The organism is Magnetospira thiophila (assembly GCF_054657015.1).
Genome location: NZ_BAAHXF010000001.1, coordinates 278,661 through 296,947, shown reverse-complemented (window position 1 = coordinate 296,947; position 18,287 = coordinate 278,661). Strand labels below are relative to the sequence as shown.

Sequence of the window (18,287 nt, the reverse complement as noted above, 5' to 3'; positions counted from 1 at the left end):
GATGTCGCCCCTGGTCCGACGCGCGCTTCACCTCGGCCTGGCCGCATGGGCCGGCATCCTGGCGGTTGGGTCGTGGGTCGGCTGGGGGACGGCGGCACTGCTGACCACGGAGAGCGGGCGCGGCGCGCTGGTCGACATTATTGAACAATCGGTCGGCGGCCTGAGCATCGGGACGATCGGTCCGGGCCTGCCCGGGCGCATCACTCTCCGCGACCTGGCCTATGGCGACGCAGACGGACCGGTGGCCACCATTGACGGGATCGACCTGCACTGGTCGCCCTTGAATCTGTTCGGGGGCACCCTGCGCATCCATCAACTGGACATCCAGCGGCCGGTTCTGTTCCGGCTCCCTGCCTCAACGGTGTCGCAGGATGAGCAAGGACCGCCACTTCTGCCACCGCTGGCCCTGCGGCTTGACCGGTTGCGCGTGGTCGGCGGGCATCTGGAGGCCCCGGTCATCGGCCAGTCGGTGAGGTTCGAGATGGAGTCCGATCTGGTCGCCCAGCCCGACGGCTCCACGGCGGTAGAGTTTCACCTGCGACGCACCGACGACACCCCGGCCGGGGTTGCGGGATTGGTGCGCTACCATCTGCTGGACCGGACCCTGGATGTGGAGATCGGCGGCGGCGAACCGGCAGGGGGAGTCCTTGCCACTCTGCTCGATCTGCCGGAACGCCCGGCGGTCCGCCTGGATCTGGTCGGCAGTGGCCCGCTGACCGCCTGGGCCGGGCATCTGAGGGCTGACATTGCCGGGACCGCGCAAGCGACCCTGAATCTGAAGCTGGCGCTCGGGGATCGGCTTACAGGACAGCTCGAAGGACAGCTCGAAGGACCGCTCGATATCGCCGCCCTGGCCCCGCCGGAACTGCGCCCCCTGCTTGGTCAGCGGCAGGATTTGTCCTTGAACATGGAAGCCGACCCGGGGGGCGGGAATCTGGCGGCGACCCTGGCCCTTGATACGGATGGGCTTTCCCTGGATGGAAAAGTGACCTGGCCGGAGCCGCAGGCACCGCTCAGCGGTCAGGCGACTCTCGGCATCTCGGACCCCGACGGTTTGCGCGACTTGCTGCCCGGTCTGCAAATCGACTCGTTGATTCTGGATATGACAGTCCAGGGGCCCGCTACGGCCATAACCCTAAATGGTCAGGCGCAGCGGGTTCGCTATCAGGATATGGTTATCGAGGGGCCAGCGTTCACGGCCACCGCCCACCCCTCCGGGCCTTGGAGCGAAACCGGTACGGTGGTCGCCTTGCAAAGCCGCTTGCACATTGACCATGCGACGGGGGGACCGTTGGCATCCCTGGCCCCCTTGCTTGCGCAACCGGTCCAGGTTTCGCTCGACGGGTCGGCACTGCTCGGCGCCACCAGCCTGGAGATTTCGAATGTGGATCTTGGCACCCCTTGGGCGCGGCTGACCGGCGGCCTGAAACTTGACCGCCACAGCGGCGACCTGGGCGGCAGCTTGCGACTGGACCATATCGCGACCGGTGACGCCGCATTCGATGATTTGATGGCCCAGGGCCTCACCGGGGCCTTTACCTTGCACCCCTTGCCGAACGACAATTTCCGACTAACCGACATCAGCGCCACCACCGGCCCCTTGTCCCTGACCGCCGATGTGACGGTCTCTGAAAGCCTGTCCGGCACCTACAGTCTCAGTATCAATGACCTGGCTCCCCTCTCCAATCTGGCGACCCTGCCGCTGTCTGGGATGCTGGCACTCAATGGCAGTCTGGCCGGTCGGCTGGATAATCCGTCCACCGCCATCGCCGCCGAGGGATGGAATCTGGTCATTGATGGACAGTCCATTCCGCGCCTGTCCCTGCGCGCCGATGCGGTGGCCCTGACCAGCGCGCCGCAAGGGCGGCTTTCGATGGAGGCCGACGGACCGCTCGGCCCCACGAGCCTGACTCTGGGCTACGTTTTGCGCACTCCGGACCATCTGAATCTGGACGACATCAATCTCGCCGTGGTTGGGTGGCGGGCGACCGGCAGCCTGAATGCCGACCTCGACCGCGCTCTTGCCACCGGCACCCTGACCCTTGATACCGTCGATCTGGCTCCCACTGGCAGGCTGGCCGATCTGCCGTTGGCGGGCACCGCCAGCGGGAGCCTCGACTTAACCCCCAAAGGCGGTCTACAGAAGGCCCGGCTCCAGTTGACCGGCCGTGATTTGGCCTCCGACGACTTGACCCTTTCACGGCTCGAACTGGACGGGCAAGTCGTCCTCATCGAGGCCGCCCCGACCCTCGACGCCACGTTGACGGCGCGCGGCTTGCACAAGGGTCTGCTTGATCTTGACCGCCTGACTCTGCAAAGCGCCGGGCCACCGGACCGCCTCGCCGTGACCCTACAGGCCGAGGGGCGGACATCGGAGCCCTTTTCCATGACGGCCACGGCGCGGGTCGAGCAGGCGGCGACGGCGACCCGCATCGTCGTGCTTGGACTGGAAGGCAAGGCCGCCGATACGCCGCTCGGTCTCACGGGTCCGGCAACCCTGACCCTGGGAGAGGGTGGCACCCTGTCCGATGTACGATTGACCCTGGGACGCGGCAGCCTGAACCTTGATGCAAGTCACGTTGGCGACCGGATCACGGCCCGCACGGAAGGCCGCGACCTGCCGCTCGCCCTGGCCCGGCTGCTCCCTGGCGCGCCCCCCCTGGCCGGTGTGCTGGATATCCAGGGCAGTCTTGATCTGGCTCCGGGATCGGACCGGGCCGAGCTGACCCTGGAGACCCGGGGTCTGGCCCTGCGTCTGGCCGACGGCGACCCGTTGCCTCCGGTCGCCCTCCAGGCCAGCCTTCGACTGAATGACAATCTGGCGGAAATGGCCGCCACCCTGACCGGACCGATGCAGGCTCCGGCAGCCCTGCGCGCCTCCTTGCCGGTGACTCGACCGCCTCGGGGCGGATTACCGCAACCGGTCGAGACAGCCCCGGTTTCCGGCACCCTGACTTGGCGCGGCGATCTGGCGGAAATCGAGCCGTTGATCCCGATTTCCGGGCATCGGGTCCACGGCCCTGTGGACGTCGATCTGAAGTTCGGCGGAACCCTGGCCCATCCTGTGATCACCGGGCAGGGAAATCTCATCAATGGGACCTATGAAAACCTGCTGTTCGGCACCCGCCTGGAAAAGATGGCCGTTTCGGTCAACGGGGACTCGAGCGGCCGCCTCACCCTCGAAGGCACGGCGACGGACGGCCACACCGGCACCTTGCGCCTCGACGGCCAGGCGTCCCTCGCCGAGGGGACCGCGCCGACACTGCGGACCACGGCGGTGCTGTCCGACTTCAAGGTGGTTTTGCGCGACGAGGCCGATGTGCGCGGCGGCGGCACCCTGGCGCTTGATCTGGCCGACGGCGGCGGGCGCGTCACCGGCGCACTGATCTTCGATCCGGTGGAAATCCGTCTGCTCGACCGACTGCCCGCGTCGGTCACCACCTTGGATGTGATCGAAAGTACGGGTCCGGCTGACCCAACCGGGCCGCCCAAGCCGCCGCCCGCCTCCCCCATCGAACTCGATGTATCTATCAGCCTGCCAGGCCGTACCTTCGTGCGGGGGCGCGGCGTCGATTCCGAGTGGCAGGGCGATATCCACATCGGGGGCCATGCGGCGGCGGCCCAGGTATCCGGTGCCATCCGGTCGGTGCGCGGTCAGATTTCAGCTCTCGGTAAAGTGTTCAAGATCGACCAGGGACGCATCGAGCTGGATGGGGCAACACCGCCCGACCCGATCCTCGATTTTGCGGCCAGCACTCAGTCCAAGGGATTAACCGTGACTTTGCGGGTTGGCGGGCGAGCCTCGAAACCGGAAATCACCTTTGTCTCCGTCCCTCCCCTGCCGCAGGACGAGGTGCTGGCACAATTACTATTCGGCAAGCAGGCCGGTGCCCTGGGACCTGCCGAGGCCCTGTCCCTCGCCGACGCGGTGGCCTCCCTGCAAAGCGGCGACGGCGGCATGATCGACAAACTGCGTTCGGCCACCGGGCTGGATGTCTTGCGCGCCTCTTCGGGGACTGCCGAACCGGGCGTGACGGCGGGCAAATATATTGCCGATGGGGTTTTTGTCGGTGTCAACCAGGGCATGGCTCCCGGCTCCTCTGCCGTCACTTTGGAAGTGGACGTCACCGACAGCATCAGCGTCGAAAGCGAGGTAGGTGCCAGCTCCGCCGGCAAGGTCGGTGTCAATTGGAAAGTGGATTACTGAACAGAAGAACGGCCAATTCTATCAGTGGGCGAAGAGGGGTTACACAAATCCTGGTGATGGATGCGTGAAACCTGTCTGTTGTGCAGCGAGTCGACACCGGACCAATGCCACCGACGACTGGCGGCTGAATACCTCCAATATCATTGGTCTCGACAAGCAGATAGCTGTTGGTCAGATCGAATTGCAGGGCCGCGTTGAAAGCGGTCGAGGCATCCTTGAGACGCCCCTCATCCAGCGCCTTGATCCCTTCGGCTGCGACCTGACGCACTTCCGTATCGGATTTGCCCGCTGGGACGAAGGCGGACAGCGATCCGGCCTGAGGGCGATCCGCCCCGGATACGAACAGGGGCTGGAGCCCCCCTGTCGCCAAACATCCCGACAACAGGGTCGTCAGGCAGATACCGGCCAGACCGACGCGCACCCCTTTGATGGCTTTTTGGGTTCCAAATTTCTGCAAGGGTCTATCTTCCATAGGATCGAGAAATCATCTGACGGATCTGCGCATCGGGCATGACCGGGAATTGCCGTTTGAAGGTTTGGAAGAGGGTCTCTTCCATCGTCCTGGAGAACTTCACCGAGGCGATGGTGTCGTTCCAGTTCTCAGACGATCCCGGAATTTGCCGCAGATTTGATTGCGAGCCCAGATCGAGGTCCTCGCCCCGCAGCACGCGCAGTACAGCCCCATGCTTGCGCTTGGCCGACATCCGCCCCTTCGGCGCGCCGAGCCCCGGCCCTTCTCCAGTCGCCCCCCGGGCTCCTTCCGAAAGCCCGGGGCGCGACGGTGGTGATTGTAGTCGTTGCGCAAGCCCGCAAAAAGCGGGATGCTATGCAATATAGAATGTGCCCGTCGGCGTAAAATGGCGGGCTTTGAGGGAAGATTGTGAATCTTGATTTTTGATCATGAGCAATTTGATGACGCATCTCGGAAACTACGAAATCTTTAAGTCGAACGAACTACATGAAATGCAGGACATTCTGGCTCAGATGACCGAAACCCATAAGGTCGACGTCGTTGGCAAGGGACATGAAATCAATGCGTCGCTGCGATCTGCAGCCTTCAGCGATTTTAACCTGATGCATGTCACCTATGGTGCGGTTCCAACCCGTGTGCAGACCTACGAGAACGACGAGGATACGCTGTTGCTGTTCATCCTGACCCACGGGGCTGCTCGGGGGGGACACAAAGGCGAAGAATTTGAAATTTCTACGACGGCAGGATTGATGCGCGATGCGCGCCTCCCCCTTGTGGCGCGTCAAAAAGATTTTGCAACTTTTGTTGTTCCACTGCCCAAAGAAACCTTGAAACGGCATGCGGCAGCACTGCACGGTAAAGAGATGGGTGATCGCGATATCGCCTTCGAGCCGACATTGGATTTGAGCACCTCCAATGGAAGGCATGTGCGCAATACGGTCCATTACATCGCCGACGCGTTGGACGGCCCGTTGCTTGGGAGCGACAACGCCATCGTGTTCAATGGCTTAAGGGACCTGTTGCTGACCAACGTGCTGTCGTGCGTGCCCAATGACTGTTTTGACCAGATGAAATCGACGAAACCGTCAGACCCCATCGTGCCCTATTACGTCAAGCGGGCGCGCGACTACATTCACGCCCATGCCGCGTCAGTGATCACGTTGGAGACGCTGGCGGCCCATGCCGGCTGCGGCTATCGCACGCTTCAAATCGCCTTCAACGACCTCTACGGCATGTCGCCGATGGCCTATGTGAGGCACGTGCGCCTGTCCTTCGCCCACGAAGACCTTCTCAGCGCCGTGGATGGCGTGAGCGTCCGTGACGTCGCCTTGAGGTGGGGGTTCATCCACTTGGGCTGGTTCTCTAAAAAATATTTGGAGCAGTTTGGCGTTCTGCCGTCGCAGACTCTGCGCCAACGCGATTGAAGAACATTTAGGATTCTCCGAATCGCCTCTCTCTCCCAGGTCATGACGGGGGCCGTGCACTGCGTTGCACGATTGCGCAGCCGTTGTCAGATATGCGCAAAAATCCGCGCCAAAGCGCCCCTCACTTCATATGGAGCGGTTGAATTATCGAAATGATTTGCTGAAAAGTAAGATTGATATCAATCGACTTGGCAGCGCTGTTCGCGCTGATTGGGGGCGCGATGCAATCGTCGGCAGCAACAGTCTTTCGAAAAGTGATCACCCTGCTCATGGTGGCGTTTTATTTCCTAAGCATGAATGTCGAGACTGCATTCGCGAACGCGGCCTGGAAAACCCTGCAAGGCCATTCCGCATGTGGCGGTCTTGATCAAAACGGCAGATTGCAGCCACCTTGCGGTTTTGCCAGAGCCGATTTCATCAAGCAATCGGTTAAAAGGTGTCCCGCAGGGGCTTTCCCGGATCTGGGCACATGTTGGCAATGTCCCGACGGCTTCAATCGCAATTCCCTTCGGCCGATCAACCACGAACGCGCCTGCGCCAAGCCTGCGCCGGTTCACACCACGACGGCATCGTTTGTGGGCTCAGGGAAATGCCCGAGCGGTACCGTATATGACGACCGCAACGACGGGGAATGCTGGAGGTGCGATTCGGGCTTTGGTCGAACACTCTCCGCCGTGAATGAATGGGACGCCTGCGGCAGGTTTGGTGCTCAGGCACGCTCGGCGACGTTCGTCAGAAGGGCTTGTCCGCAGGAAGGCTCGTTCCGCGACCCGCGCAATGGCGGCGAATGCTGGACATGTCCCGAGGACTACAACCGCACGCTCAATCCCGTGACCGGAGCCCAAGCCTGCAAGATCGACCGAAACTTCGCTCCAGCCATCAATAGGGGCGATTTTGCGTGCGGAAATGAAGGTTTTTTTGATTTCGTCGATGGGGGCACCTGTTGGAAATGCCCCAATGGGGGGAAACGCACCTGGGACAGCGTCAAATCGGCCACGGCGTGCCGCTTGGACAGGATGCAGTGGGTGATGCCCAATCGCCAGACCTATGGCATTTTCGGCCTGGGCGAGGCCGCCGATGACATTCTTGCGAAGATGATCGCCGATCGCACGAAAATCGACGAAGCGATCACGAAGCTCGCCTTGAAGACCAACAAACCTGTCGCCACTGTGAGCCAGAACGTTTGGAGCGTTATCAATAAATCACCGGAGAAAAGCCCCGTCCTGTCGGCCTTGTTGCAGGTCGCTGTGATCGAATTGGCGAAAAAGCCTGTTGCCCAACAAACGGCTTCTGAAAAAGCGCTACTGGCAAGGGTCGCCCAGCTGATTCAATGGAATCGCCAATTTATTGCCTATCAGGCAAGGCAGGCCCATGACACCTGGGTGAAAGCATCGCAGGCTTACTACGAGGTGGCGTTGTCGAAAATGGGGGCGGCAGCGGTCTATGCCGACTCGATGGTGACACCGCCGGACTATAACGAAATCCTTGCAGGCTCCATTCAGGTGGGCGCCGGGGTGGCCGGTCCGGTCGCTGCTGCACTTGTGACGACGTTTTGGGAGAATGCTCAAATTTTCATTCGTCCATTTGCGGAAGCCGCCAGAGAGGCTGGAAAAGAGGTGGCTAAGGATGTGGCTTTGGGTGCGGTGGAAGGCACGAGCGGGGCGACCGGGTCGGCGACTGCGGCCGCGTCGGGACCGCTGTTGATTGCCATTGCGGCGGCAGTCATCGTCACGATGGAAGTCGACAAGTTCATGGCGTTGGAAAAAGCCGACGGACAAATTGCAAATTCGATCCGGATTGCCGATCGTCCCGTCGATTTGTCTTCCCTTCTGCAGTCCGCAGACGGTCCCGATGAGTTCCTGTTTCACTGGGCGGCTGTCCTAGGCGCCGAAACGCGTCCGAGCGCCAATTTCAACGCCCGCCTTGCTGCTTACAAGGCGGGGACCAACCCGGATGTCGTGCGGACAACGCCGACAGCGCCGATCCACGGGACTTCCTCTGCGGGCATGACGATGGGCGTGACATCTGTGCAGTTGTCGGGGGGGCTGCCCGGGATAAATACATCTCCGGCCCCAACCCCGGCTCCGACCACGGCCCCAACCTCGACGACGACGGCGCATGTCGCCCCACCGGCTCCGCTCTCCCTGCCGGAACAGATCGAAATCGCCGTTAAAAAGCAAAAGCCCAGGGCGCAGAAGGGAGCGATGCGTTTGGAGATATCAAGCCGTCCCGGCAATTGCATGACCAAGAACGCCGGAACATCGCAGACCATGACCACCACAAATTGCAATGACAAACGGGCCATGTGGATCACGCCGGACGCCAAGGGTAGGACTTTGGTGTTCGACAGGGAGTTCTGCCTGGATGCGGATCTTCAAAAGCTCAAGTCCCCCCAGAATGAGGGTAAAAGGGGCGACAACAACAGATCTGTACAGCAAAACCAGCTGATGATTTCGGCCTGCAGTGCGAACGATCCGGGGCAAAAGTGGCAGCTGACGCAGCAGGGTAATATCCAGCAGTTGAACACCGAACTCTGTCTCGCCTTGCAGCAGGACGGCGGGATCATCCTGCAAAAATGCGGCACCAATCCGGCGCAGGAAATCTGGCGGCCATGGGCTGGGCGTTAAGGAACGGGTGTGAGCGAACATCTTATGAATTTGCCGCGCCCCCCCCCGTTCCTTGCGGATAAGCAACTGCGCATACGGCTGGGGGCGTGAATTAAACTATGGCGGCGATCTTGCGGGCGCTTTTGTCTGCGGGAACAGCGTAAACGGGTGAAGTGGGTAGAAGACAAAATGAAGAAAGCATCTTTTTATAGCGCCCTTCTGATGTCTACGTTTTTGGTTGCGGGGTGTCAGGCGACGGGTTTGAACTTTACGCCCCGGCCCACCACGGTTGCAGACAACGCAGCTGCTGGTGCGCCGATTGAAGACAGCGCCATTCAGGCTTTGGTGCGCAAAAACACCAAAGCCCTCAAGGACGGCGATCTGGAAGATGCGTCGCGCTACATCAACCTGGCCTTGAAGCTGGACATCACCAATCCCGACCTGCAATTCCTCAATGGCCTGACCTACCACATAATGGGCGTGCGCGGTGATGCCACAAAGTTCGAACTGGCGGAGCAGGGCTACAAGCAGGCCTTGAAGTTCGACCCAGGCAACCTCACCGCACGCTATCAGCTGGGACTGTTGTACATGGACCAGCGCCGCTACAACTTGGCACAGGGGAACTTCTCCGCCGTCGCGTTGCACTGGGACCGTGACCCGGCGGTGTTGTACAGCTTGGCTTCTGCGTCTTATTACGCGCGCGACCCGAAGACCGCAGAGGCGGCCCTGAAGCGCCTGATGGAGGTCTCGCCGGACGCCAAGGTGCGCCCGGATATTCTCAAGGCCCGAGCCCTGTCGCTGTCGGCCATGGACGATCGTCAAGGCGCGAGCGAATACGCCGAGGCTTATCGCAAGGCCGTCGCGGACCAAGGCGAGGCCACGGAATTGCAGCGCCGAATCCACAGCTGGAAGTCTTTCTACGAAAGCGACGCCAAGGTGTTGATGGCGCAGTTCGGCACCGATCCATACGGTTCCGCCGGGGCTTATGGCCAGCCGTCCAATGCCTACGGTCAGCCAGCCGACCCCTACGGCGCATCGAATTACGGCCAAGCGGGACAGCAGGGCGTCAACGCGAACGCCGGGGCGGGTTTCACCGATCCCAGCATGGTGGTGGTCGACGTGGTGCTGATCGGCACCCAGGACGACGTGCGCGATTCACGTGGTGTGAACCTGCTGAACGGTCTGCAACTGCAGTTTGGCAACCCCCTGACCGGTGCGGCAGGCTTAGGTTACACGAGCACGCGAACCAAGGACTACATCGATTCCGGCCTGGCGGAAAGCACAAGGACGATCACCCGCCAGATCTCCATTCCGGCTGTGACCTACTCGCTGAACATCGCCAATTCGCTCGACGCAAACAACCATGTCCTCGCCAAACCGTCCCTAGTGGCGCAGAACGGCGAAACGTCGGAATTCTTCTCCGGCACGGAAATTCTCGCTGCCGCAGTCTCTGGCGGCAGCGGCGACAGCGTGTCGGTGCAAAAGGAAGTGGGCGTGAAGCTGTCGGTCAAACCGGAGATCCTGCCGGACGACATGATCCGTCTGCACGTGGTGGCGGAACGCACGTTCTTGACGGACCCGTCCAATTCGGTCGTGTTCGAATTCCGCTTGGACACCACAAAGACCAACGTCAATTCGACGGTGACCATGAAGTTCGGCGAGACGCTGGTCCTGGGCGGTTTGAGCGAACGCGAAACCTCCAAATCGGCGGACGGTGTGCCGGGCCTGATGGACGTGCCGGTTTTGAAATACCTGTTTTCGGAACGCTCCCAACGCCAGTTCGAACGTTCGATCCTGATCCTCATGACGCCGCGCCGCCCACACTACACCCGCCAGGCGCAGGTGGATCGCGAAGAAACCGAACAGAAGATGTCGGAACTGGAACGCGAACTGATGCGCCTGGAAAAGCGCAACGGCGATTGGTATACGCCGCGTCCGACGTTCGATGAAATTCGAGAGAAGCTGCAAAGCCCCGAATTCTTCGAGGAATTCCGCACCGGCGACGTGCAGATACAGTCCTGGCAAAACGATAGCGATGCCCAGGGGCACATCGCACAGGTGCAAAAGCGCTTGCTGGGAAGCTGATCCGTAAAACCTGGACGGAGTAGTTGCATGATCCGCAACCTCAGGCTTTTGTGCGCCTTGAGCCTTCTTGGCGTTGCGCTGGGATATGGCGCAGTCGCGCAAGACGCCGTCAAGGCCCCCTGGACCAAGGTGCCGGGACAGGCTGCCGACATCTCCATCAATGCCGACGGTCAGGGCTATGTCACCGGGCTGGACGGCACGCCGTGGCGTTGGGACATGACCGAGCAGCGCTGGCGGCGGATGTCCGGCCAGTTTGCGCGCATCTCCGCCGCAGAGGGTAATCGCCCGTGGGCGGTCAATGCCGACGGCGTGGTCTATCGCTACAACGGTCTGTGGTGGGAAAACAAGGACACCGGGGTCGCGGACGTGGCGGCGGATACGCAAGGCCACGTCTACATCGCCAAACACAACGGCGAGATCAAACAGTGGTATGCATTGCGCAACGAATGGCGGCCCGTGAGCGGTGTCGCGCAGCGCTTGGCGCTAAGCCCTGGGGGGGATCTATGGGCTGTTGCGCCAGACGGGTCCATTCATCGCTTCGACGGCAAGACCTGGCACACGATGCCGGGGAGGGCGCACGACATCGCCGTTGGCGGCACGGATGTCATCATGATCGCGGACCGGGAAGGCGGCCTGCGCACCTGGAGCGGCGCCGGGAAGCAATGGATCGCGGTGCCCGGCATCGTCGGTGTTCAGTCGGTCGCGGTGACTCCCGATGGCGCGTCGTGGGCGATCGTCAGCGGCGGCACGATTCTGGCCAACGGGAACCTTGGCGAGCTGACGCCGCAGGAGGAGGGCGAGGCGAAACAACTGCAGGCTCCACAAGCCCGGGCGCGCGGCGCGGAGGCGTCCCAGGTGGTTGCACCGACGATCGCGGCATCAACGCCAACTGCATCGACACCGGAACCGACCCCGTCCGCAAGCGGGGCGACCACCAAGCTCACCGGTAGTTCCACGACGGCACAAAACGCCGGCGATGCCGCGACCTTCACCACCAAGGATAAGATCACCTTCGTCAACACGCGAAAGATCATCACCACCCTGGCGATCGGCGCGGACGGCAGCGTGTTCGGCCTGGACGGTGGCGGTGGCGTCATGCGCTGGTCCAACACGGAGGAGAAATTCAAAACCTTTCCCGGCACCTTGGTGCAAATCGCCGTGGACAAGGACGGTCATCCGTGGGGCGTGTCGGCGTTGGGCCGGGTGTTCCACCATGATGGTACGCGCTGGGCCCAGATCCATGGTGTCACGGCAGTGGACATTGCCGTCGGGTATGACGGCACGGTCGTGATTGCCGACAGCTCGAAACAGCTCGCTAAGCTGAACGAAACGGGTACCCGCTTCGATTTGATCAAGGGCACCGGCGCGGCGGTGGCGGTGGCCCCGGACGGGACGCCGTGGGCAATCCGCACGGACAAACTGGTCCAGCGTTGCGACGTGTTTCCGTGCAAAGTCTTCAAGCAAAAGGCCATCAGCCTGTCCATCGGCCCCGACGGCAGCGTGTGGATTGTCTCGGACCTGAACAGTCTGATGCGGCTCAAGAGCGACGGTTCGGATTTCGAAACCGTCAAGACCCCGGGACACACGCCGTGGAAGGTGGCGGTCGGTCCCAGCGGCTATCCGTGGGTGGTCAGTGACGCCCGCCTTGCTCTGGCGTCGAAATTCTTTAAACGTGACGAAGCGGGCGATATCTCGGTGGCGGCTGCCGCGACGGGGGACACCTACGGCAGTGGGGCGACCACGACAGTGACGACAAGCAGCGCGTCCAGCTTTACGTTTTCCAAAAACATGCAGTTTGAGACTGTGGACTATTCGACGCTCAGTAGCTCCCAATACCCGCTTCTGGCCAGTGATGTCGATGGCGTGATCTGGGCGACGACGCCGGGCGGGGCGATGGACAAGTACAGTTCGACCCGCAAGAAGTTTATTGACGCGGAAGTGCAATTCACGACCGAGGGCTCCTTCATTTCAAGTTTCGACATCGCCCCCAATGGCGATATCTGGGCGCATACAAGCAATCCCAAGACCGGCTTTTTTCGTGAACGCAACAAGGTCCTGAAACAGTATAGCGTCAGCGGCCTGTCGGCCGGCAGCATCATTGCGGTCGGCCCCGATGGAACCGTCTATGCGGATTTTTATTCGAGTTCCGATAATTATATATATTCGAAAGCGCCGGACTCAGAGGTGTTTAAAAAGTTTGCTCAAACACAGTTGAGCAAGATGGCCGTCGGCTTTGGAAACGATCTCTGGATCACCGACGGTGACGACTACGTGCGTCAGTGGGTTGGAACAAAGTTCGAAAAACGGCCGAGCTCAGGTCAGAAAGCAAGACGGATTGCCGTCGGCAAAACGGATGGAACGGTCTACATAACTGATTTCAGTAACATTTTGTACAAATGGAACAGTACGAATAATAGCTTCGACAAAGTCAATAATGTTACCGCTTACTATATCGCCATTGATGAGAATGGACGACCGTGGATCAACACCGACAATACTCCGACTATCAAACGCGCCAAGGATTGATCCTTCCGACTGTCGAAGGCTTCCCAGCACGCGCCGTTGGATGTGCGAATGTTGGCAGGGGAGAACTGAAAATGCCACGAAACATCAGCCCCGACTTCCTGCCGCCCCGTTCCCCGGAGCTCAATCCGGTCGAGAACGTTTGGCAGTACATGCGCCAAAATTGGCTCTCCAACAGCGTCTTTGAAACTTACGAGGACACCGTCGAAGCCTGCTGTGTGGCCTGGAACAAGCTGACCGAAAAACCCTGGAAAATTATGTCCATCGAACTCCACGATTGGGTGATCGAAGGTTCATCAATAGGGCGGCTTGTATGATCTCCAGCAGTCCGATAACCGATGCCGCCCACCCGATCGAGAAAAGGCCAAGCGGGCGAATAAGCTCATTCGCCCCGCCGTCGAAGGCCGCCACAACCAGCTTTTTCTCCTGGTTCGTAAACAGCTTCCGTAAAATACACTGTTTTCTTGAAGGCCCCATAAAAAACAGTGTGAATCTTTTGTTTACAAATAGATAGAATATAAATGGGCTGGGTTTGTGACGGATCCGGGATACATGACACTCCACTCAATAAGTATTTTTCGCACGCAAGCCCGACCTTCGTCGGCAGGAGGTGCGGGGGCTGTTGCCCGCAAGGGTCGGGCGGTTATCCCCGCTCGGCGCGGGCGCCCTGGGTGATCTCGTGGGCCTGCGGGCGGGCGGAGAGTTCTTCGATGGTCGGGGTGATGCGGCGGCGCCAGTTGGGGTATTCGTCCACCGTGCCGGGCAGGTTGAGCTGATCCATTTCCGCCGCCAGGTCGTCGATGCCGATCAAGGCCAAGGCGCTGTCGGTGCGCGCCACAAAGCGGTGCACGGCGACCAACAGCCGCTGACCGTCCTCGGGCGACAGGTCGGGGGTGCTGGGGAAATTGGCGGGCAGCAGACCCTGGTCGGTGAGGGCCGAGATCATCATCTTGCGATCGGTCTCGCGGTTGGCCTCGTCAGTCGCCATCTGTTCCTCAGAAGCAAACTGTCCCAACTTGCGGCGCAGGGCCAGATCGTTGCCGCGCCAGTGGCCGAGCAGGGTGGGTAGGTCATGGGTGGTCGGCGTGGCCAGGGACAGCCGAGGATAGGCATCCGGACGCTTGAACAGGCCATCGTTCCAGCGTTCGAAATACAGCACCCGATAGGACAGGACGCTCTCGCCGTTCATGCGCGGCTGGAAGCCCTCGGGCACGGTGCCCAGATCCTCGCCGATGACCAGACAGCGCTGGCGGGTGCTCTCCAGGGCGACAATGGCCAGCATTTCATCCATGTTGTAGGAGACGTAGGCACCGCTGCGGGCGTCGGCCCCATTGGGAATCCAGAACAGATGTTGCAGCGCCATGGCATGGTCGATGCGCAGGGCTCCGGCGTGGCGCATGTTGGCGCGCAGCACGGCGATGAACGGTGCATAGGCCATCTCGCGCAGGGCCAGCGGCAGATAGGGCGGCGCGCCCCAGGCCTGACCCACCGGATTCAGGGCATCACCCGGCGCCCCGAACTGCACGCCGATGGCGATGGCTTTCTGGTCACACCAGGCCTCGGCCCCGTTGGGATCGACGCCCACCGCCAGATCCCGATACAGCCCCACATCCATGCCCCCATCCGTCGCCGCTTGCGCCGCTGCGGCCAGCTGACTGTCGGCCAGCCATTGCAGATAGGCATGATAGGTGATCCGTTCGGCGTGGTCGCGGGCGAACTGGCGCACCGTCGGCGTGTCCGGGCTGTGGTAGCCTTTCGGCCATTGGGTCCAGGATTTGCCGTCGAAGCGTTCGGTCAGCGCCTCGAACAGGCAGAAGGTCTCCAGCGGCTGGCCAAGTTCGGCGCGGAAGGCGTCGAAGGCTTCCCAGCGCGGCCCCTTGCGGGAACGGAACACCCGGAACAGGGCGGCGAAAACCTCGGTCTTGATCTCCGAGACCAGGCCATAGTCCACATGGCTGGCCTGCCGCGCCCGGTTCAGTTGGGCGCTCAGATGAGCCGGCAGGGACTGGCGCACCGCTTCGAATTCGGGCACCGCTTCCAGGTCGATGAACAACGGATTGAGGAACAGGCGGCTGGACGGCGAATAGGGGCTGGCATGTTCCGGATTGGCCGGGAACAGGGCATGCAGTGGATTTAGTCCCACCAGATGGGCCCCCTGATCGAGGCCCATGCGGATGATCTGTTGCAGGGTGGTGAAATCGCCGATGCCCCAATCGGTGGCGTGACGGGGGGCATAAAGATGGCAGGCCAGACCCCATTTGCGCTCGCCGTGCGTCAGCCAGGACGGACGATAGCTGTGGTCGGGAGCCATGATGAGGGTGCCGCGACCGGCCTTTCCCGCCAGTTCGACCTCCAACTGATGATAGCCGAGCGGCAAGTCACCGGGCAGGCGCAGAGATTTCTTGAGGTAACGTTGCCCCTTCACGTCCCGGGACCCCCAGGTGGGCAGGCTGGTACAATGGGTTTCGCCGGTGCGTTTCTCGCCCGTTTCCAGGCGCAGCGACCATTTCAGGCTGCGATGGCCCAGTTCCTCGGGAATGCAGACCTCGACCGTCGGTGGGTGATCGCCGCGCGCGACCACCACCGGCGGCACCAGTCGCAACCACGGACGATCTTCAAGATTACGCAGGGACTGGGCGGCCACGTCCTCGCTGTCGGCGGCGATGCCCATGGAGGCGAGCAGAAAGCGGCGCGCAGGATCGTCGATCACGTGTTGCGTGCCGAAAATATCCCAATAGCTTTCCTCGATCCCCGCAACGGCAGCGAGGTGCCTCAGTGTGTCGGACAAAACGGTATTTCCTTCAAGTATCGTCGGTGGTGAGGGGTTTGTGAACCAGAACAGCCAGCGAATGGTCGACCAGCGGATAGGCTTCCAGGGCGTTGTAGTTGTCTTGCAGTCCAGCTAGATTCGGGCGGGCCGTGTCGAGCAGCGGCTGCCAGCGCTCGCCCAGGTCCTGCGGCGGCATGCGGAACGGCAGAAGATCGTGATAACCATTGAGCAACACGACGAAGTGCTGGTCCAACTGCCGATCCCCGGCGCGGGAGTAGTACTCTCCGGTATCGCCGCCCAAGTGAAAACCGAAGCACCGCAGATGGAGTTGCCCCCATTCGTCATCCCGCCACTCGCGTCCGTCCGGGGACAGCCAGGTGATGTCCTTGAGGGTTGAGCCCTCCAGGAATTCTCCGTGGAAAAAGCGGGGCCGCCGGAAAACCGGGTGATCCCGGCGCAACTGGCTCATGAAACGGACGAATTCGAGGAAAGACTTTTTGCTTTCCGTCAAATTTTTCCAGTTGATCCAACTGATCTCGTTGTCCTGACAGTAGGCGTTGTTGTTGCCGTTCTGGCTGCGCCCCAGTTCGTCTCCGGCGACGATCATCGGCAAGCCCTGGGACAAAAACAGCGTGGCCATCAGGTTGCGCTTCTGGCGGTCGCGCAGGGCGAGAATGGCCGGATCCTCGGTCGGCCCCTCGACGCCGCAATTCCAGCTGACATTGTGGTCGGTGCCGTCGCGGTTATCCTCGCCGTTGGCCTCATTGTGCTTGCGGTCGTAGGACACCAGGTCTTCCAGGGTGAAGCCATCGTGGGCGGTGATGAAATTGACGCTGGCGCGGGGTTTGCGCCCGAGAACCTCGAACATGTCGCTGGAGCCGGTGAGCCGCGACGCCATTTCCGCCACGCCGGACGCCTGACCGATCCAGAAGGCGCGCACCGTATCCCTGTAGCGATCATTCCATTCCGACCAGCCGGGCGGGAAGCCGCCCAACTGATAGCCGCCCATGCCCACGTCCCAGGGTTCGGAAATCAGCTTGACCCGAGACAGCACCGGGTCCTGCCGGATGGCACAGAGAAAGGCGCTGCGCGGATCGAACGCCCCGTCAGACCCGCGCGCCAAGGTGGTGGCCAGGTCAAAGCGGAAGCCATCCACATGCATTTCCTTCACCCAATGGCGCAATGAATCCATGACCATCTGTAACACCCGGGGATGGGACAGATTGAGGGTGTTGCCGCAACCGGTATCGTTGACATAAAAGCGTTCGTCGCCGGGGACCAGTCGGTAATAGGCCTTGTTGTCGATGCCCTTGAAGCTCAGGGTCGGGCCCAGGTGATTGCCTTCGGCGGAGTGATTGTAGACCACGTCCAGGATCACCTGAATGCCCGCTTCGTGAAAATTGCGCACCATGGTCCGGAATTCATTGGGATGGCCGGTGGCCAGATAGCGCGGCTCGGAGGCAAAAAAGCTGTAGGAGTTGTAGCCCCAATAATTGATCAGGCCCTTTTTCACCAGATGGGATTCATCGGCGAAGGGTTGGATCGGCAACAGCTCGATGGCGGTCACCCCAAGCTTGACCAAATGTTCAAGAATGTCCGGGTGGGCCAATCCGGCGAAAGTGCCGCGCCGGGCCGTCGGCACGCTGGGATGGCGGGCCGTCATGCCGACCACATGGGCCTCGTAAATCAGCGAATCCTGCCATGGCACATCGGGCAGTTGGTCACCCCCCCAGTTGAACGAGGTGTCGGTGACAATGCCCTTGGGAATCCAGCGGGCATTGTCCCGCCTATCGAAGCTCAGGTCCTGCCGCGCGCTATCCAGCCGATAGCCAAAGTGGGACTGTTTCCAGGGCAGCGAGCCGGTGAGCGATTTGGCATAGGGGTCGATCAACAGCTTGTTGGGGTTGAATCGGTGCCCGGCGGTCGGCTCGTAGGGGCCGTAGACCCGATACCCGTACAGGGTGCCGGGCAGCAGATCCGGCAGGTAGCAGTGCCACACCTGCTCGGTATATTCGGACAGCGCGATGCGTTCGACTTCCTTGCGCCCTGCCGCATCGAACAGACAGAGTTCGACCCGCTCCGCATTCTCTGAAAAAAGGGCAAAATTAGTGCCGCGCCCGTCCCATGTCGCACCCAGAGGATAGGGGCGACCAGGCCAGATCTTGCGGTCGGCATGTTTGGACATCTGTCCTCCCCGGGT

The 18,287-nt window shown here is 61.3% G+C and carries 9 protein-coding genes and 1 pseudogene; 6 read left to right on the top strand and 4 right to left on the bottom strand.

The window, feature by feature from the left end:
- The first annotated feature begins 1 nt into the window (after nucleotide 1).
- Nucleotides 2–4,207, top strand: a complete 4,206-nt coding sequence (locus ACYQ1P_RS01490; protein WP_460018610.1) for a translocation/assembly module TamB domain-containing protein — start codon at nucleotides 2–4, stop codon at nucleotides 4,205–4,207.
- Here ACYQ1P_RS01490 and ACYQ1P_RS01485 read toward each other — a convergent pair.
- A complete protein-coding gene (locus tag ACYQ1P_RS01485; protein WP_460018609.1) occupies nucleotides 4,185–4,664 on the bottom strand; it encodes a hypothetical protein in 480 nt (159 codons plus the stop codon). The genes ACYQ1P_RS01490 and ACYQ1P_RS01485 overlap by 23 nt on opposite strands.
- 4 nt (nucleotides 4,665–4,668) lie before the next feature.
- Nucleotides 4,669–4,911: a hypothetical protein gene (locus ACYQ1P_RS01480; protein WP_460018608.1), complete on the bottom strand. Its 243-nt coding sequence runs from the start codon at nucleotides 4,909–4,911 to the stop codon at nucleotides 4,669–4,671.
- A gap of 196 nt (nucleotides 4,912–5,107) precedes the next feature.
- Here ACYQ1P_RS01480 and ACYQ1P_RS01475 point away from each other — a divergent pair, with 196 nt between their 5' ends.
- From ACYQ1P_RS01475 to ACYQ1P_RS01455, 5 genes and pseudogenes are all read left to right on the top strand, one after another.
- Nucleotides 5,108–6,103: an AraC family transcriptional regulator gene (locus tag ACYQ1P_RS01475; RefSeq protein ID WP_460018607.1), complete on the top strand. Its 996-nt coding sequence runs from the start codon at nucleotides 5,108–5,110 to the stop codon at nucleotides 6,101–6,103.
- A gap of 188 nt (nucleotides 6,104–6,291) precedes the next feature.
- Complete coding sequence (locus tag ACYQ1P_RS01470) at nucleotides 6,292–8,730, top strand: ricin-type beta-trefoil lectin domain protein (RefSeq protein WP_460018606.1); 2,439 nt, start codon at nucleotides 6,292–6,294, stop codon at nucleotides 8,728–8,730.
- A gap of 168 nt (nucleotides 8,731–8,898) precedes the next feature.
- Complete coding sequence (locus ACYQ1P_RS01465; RefSeq protein ID WP_460018605.1) at nucleotides 8,899–10,794, top strand: hypothetical protein; 1,896 nt, start codon at nucleotides 8,899–8,901, stop codon at nucleotides 10,792–10,794.
- Nucleotides 10,795–10,821: 27 nt separating this feature from the next.
- Nucleotides 10,822–13,320 carry a hypothetical protein gene (locus ACYQ1P_RS01460; protein ID WP_460018604.1) on the top strand — a complete coding sequence of 833 codons (2,499 nt, stop codon included), beginning with the start codon at nucleotides 10,822–10,824 and terminating at the stop codon, nucleotides 13,318–13,320.
- A 62-nt stretch (nucleotides 13,321–13,382) separates the two neighbouring features.
- A pseudogene (locus ACYQ1P_RS01455) lies at nucleotides 13,383–13,634 on the top strand (transposase); the annotation flags it as partial.
- Nucleotides 13,635–13,960: 326 nt separating this feature from the next.
- On the opposite strand, the gene malQ reads toward ACYQ1P_RS01455, so the two are convergent.
- Nucleotides 13,961–16,105: a 4-alpha-glucanotransferase gene (gene malQ, locus ACYQ1P_RS01450; protein ID WP_460018603.1), complete on the bottom strand. Its 2,145-nt coding sequence runs from the start codon at nucleotides 16,103–16,105 to the stop codon at nucleotides 13,961–13,963.
- 13 nt (nucleotides 16,106–16,118) lie between these two features.
- The gene (gene glgX, locus ACYQ1P_RS01445; protein ID WP_460018602.1) at nucleotides 16,119–18,272 is read right to left on the bottom strand and encodes a glycogen debranching protein GlgX; all 2,154 of its coding nucleotides are present in this window, start codon (nucleotides 18,270–18,272) and stop codon (nucleotides 16,119–16,121) included.
- Nucleotides 18,273–18,287: the final 15 nt, after the last annotated feature.

Coding starts and splice junctions, on each gene's coding strand:
- ACYQ1P_RS01490 (WP_460018610.1), top strand. CDS start 2: ATGTCGCCCCTGGTCCGACGCGCGCTTCACCTCGGCCTGGCCGCATGG.
- ACYQ1P_RS01480 (WP_460018608.1), bottom strand. CDS start 4,911: ATGTCGGCCAAGCGCAAGCATGGGGCTGTACTGCGCGTGCTGCGGGGC.
- ACYQ1P_RS01475 (WP_460018607.1), top strand. CDS start 5,108: ATGAGCAATTTGATGACGCATCTCGGAAACTACGAAATCTTTAAGTCG.
- ACYQ1P_RS01465 (WP_460018605.1), top strand. CDS start 8,899: ATGAAGAAAGCATCTTTTTATAGCGCCCTTCTGATGTCTACGTTTTTG.
- ACYQ1P_RS01460 (WP_460018604.1), top strand. CDS start 10,822: ATGATCCGCAACCTCAGGCTTTTGTGCGCCTTGAGCCTTCTTGGCGTT.
- glgX (WP_460018602.1), bottom strand. CDS start 18,272: ATGTCCAAACATGCCGACCGCAAGATCTGGCCTGGTCGCCCCTATCCT.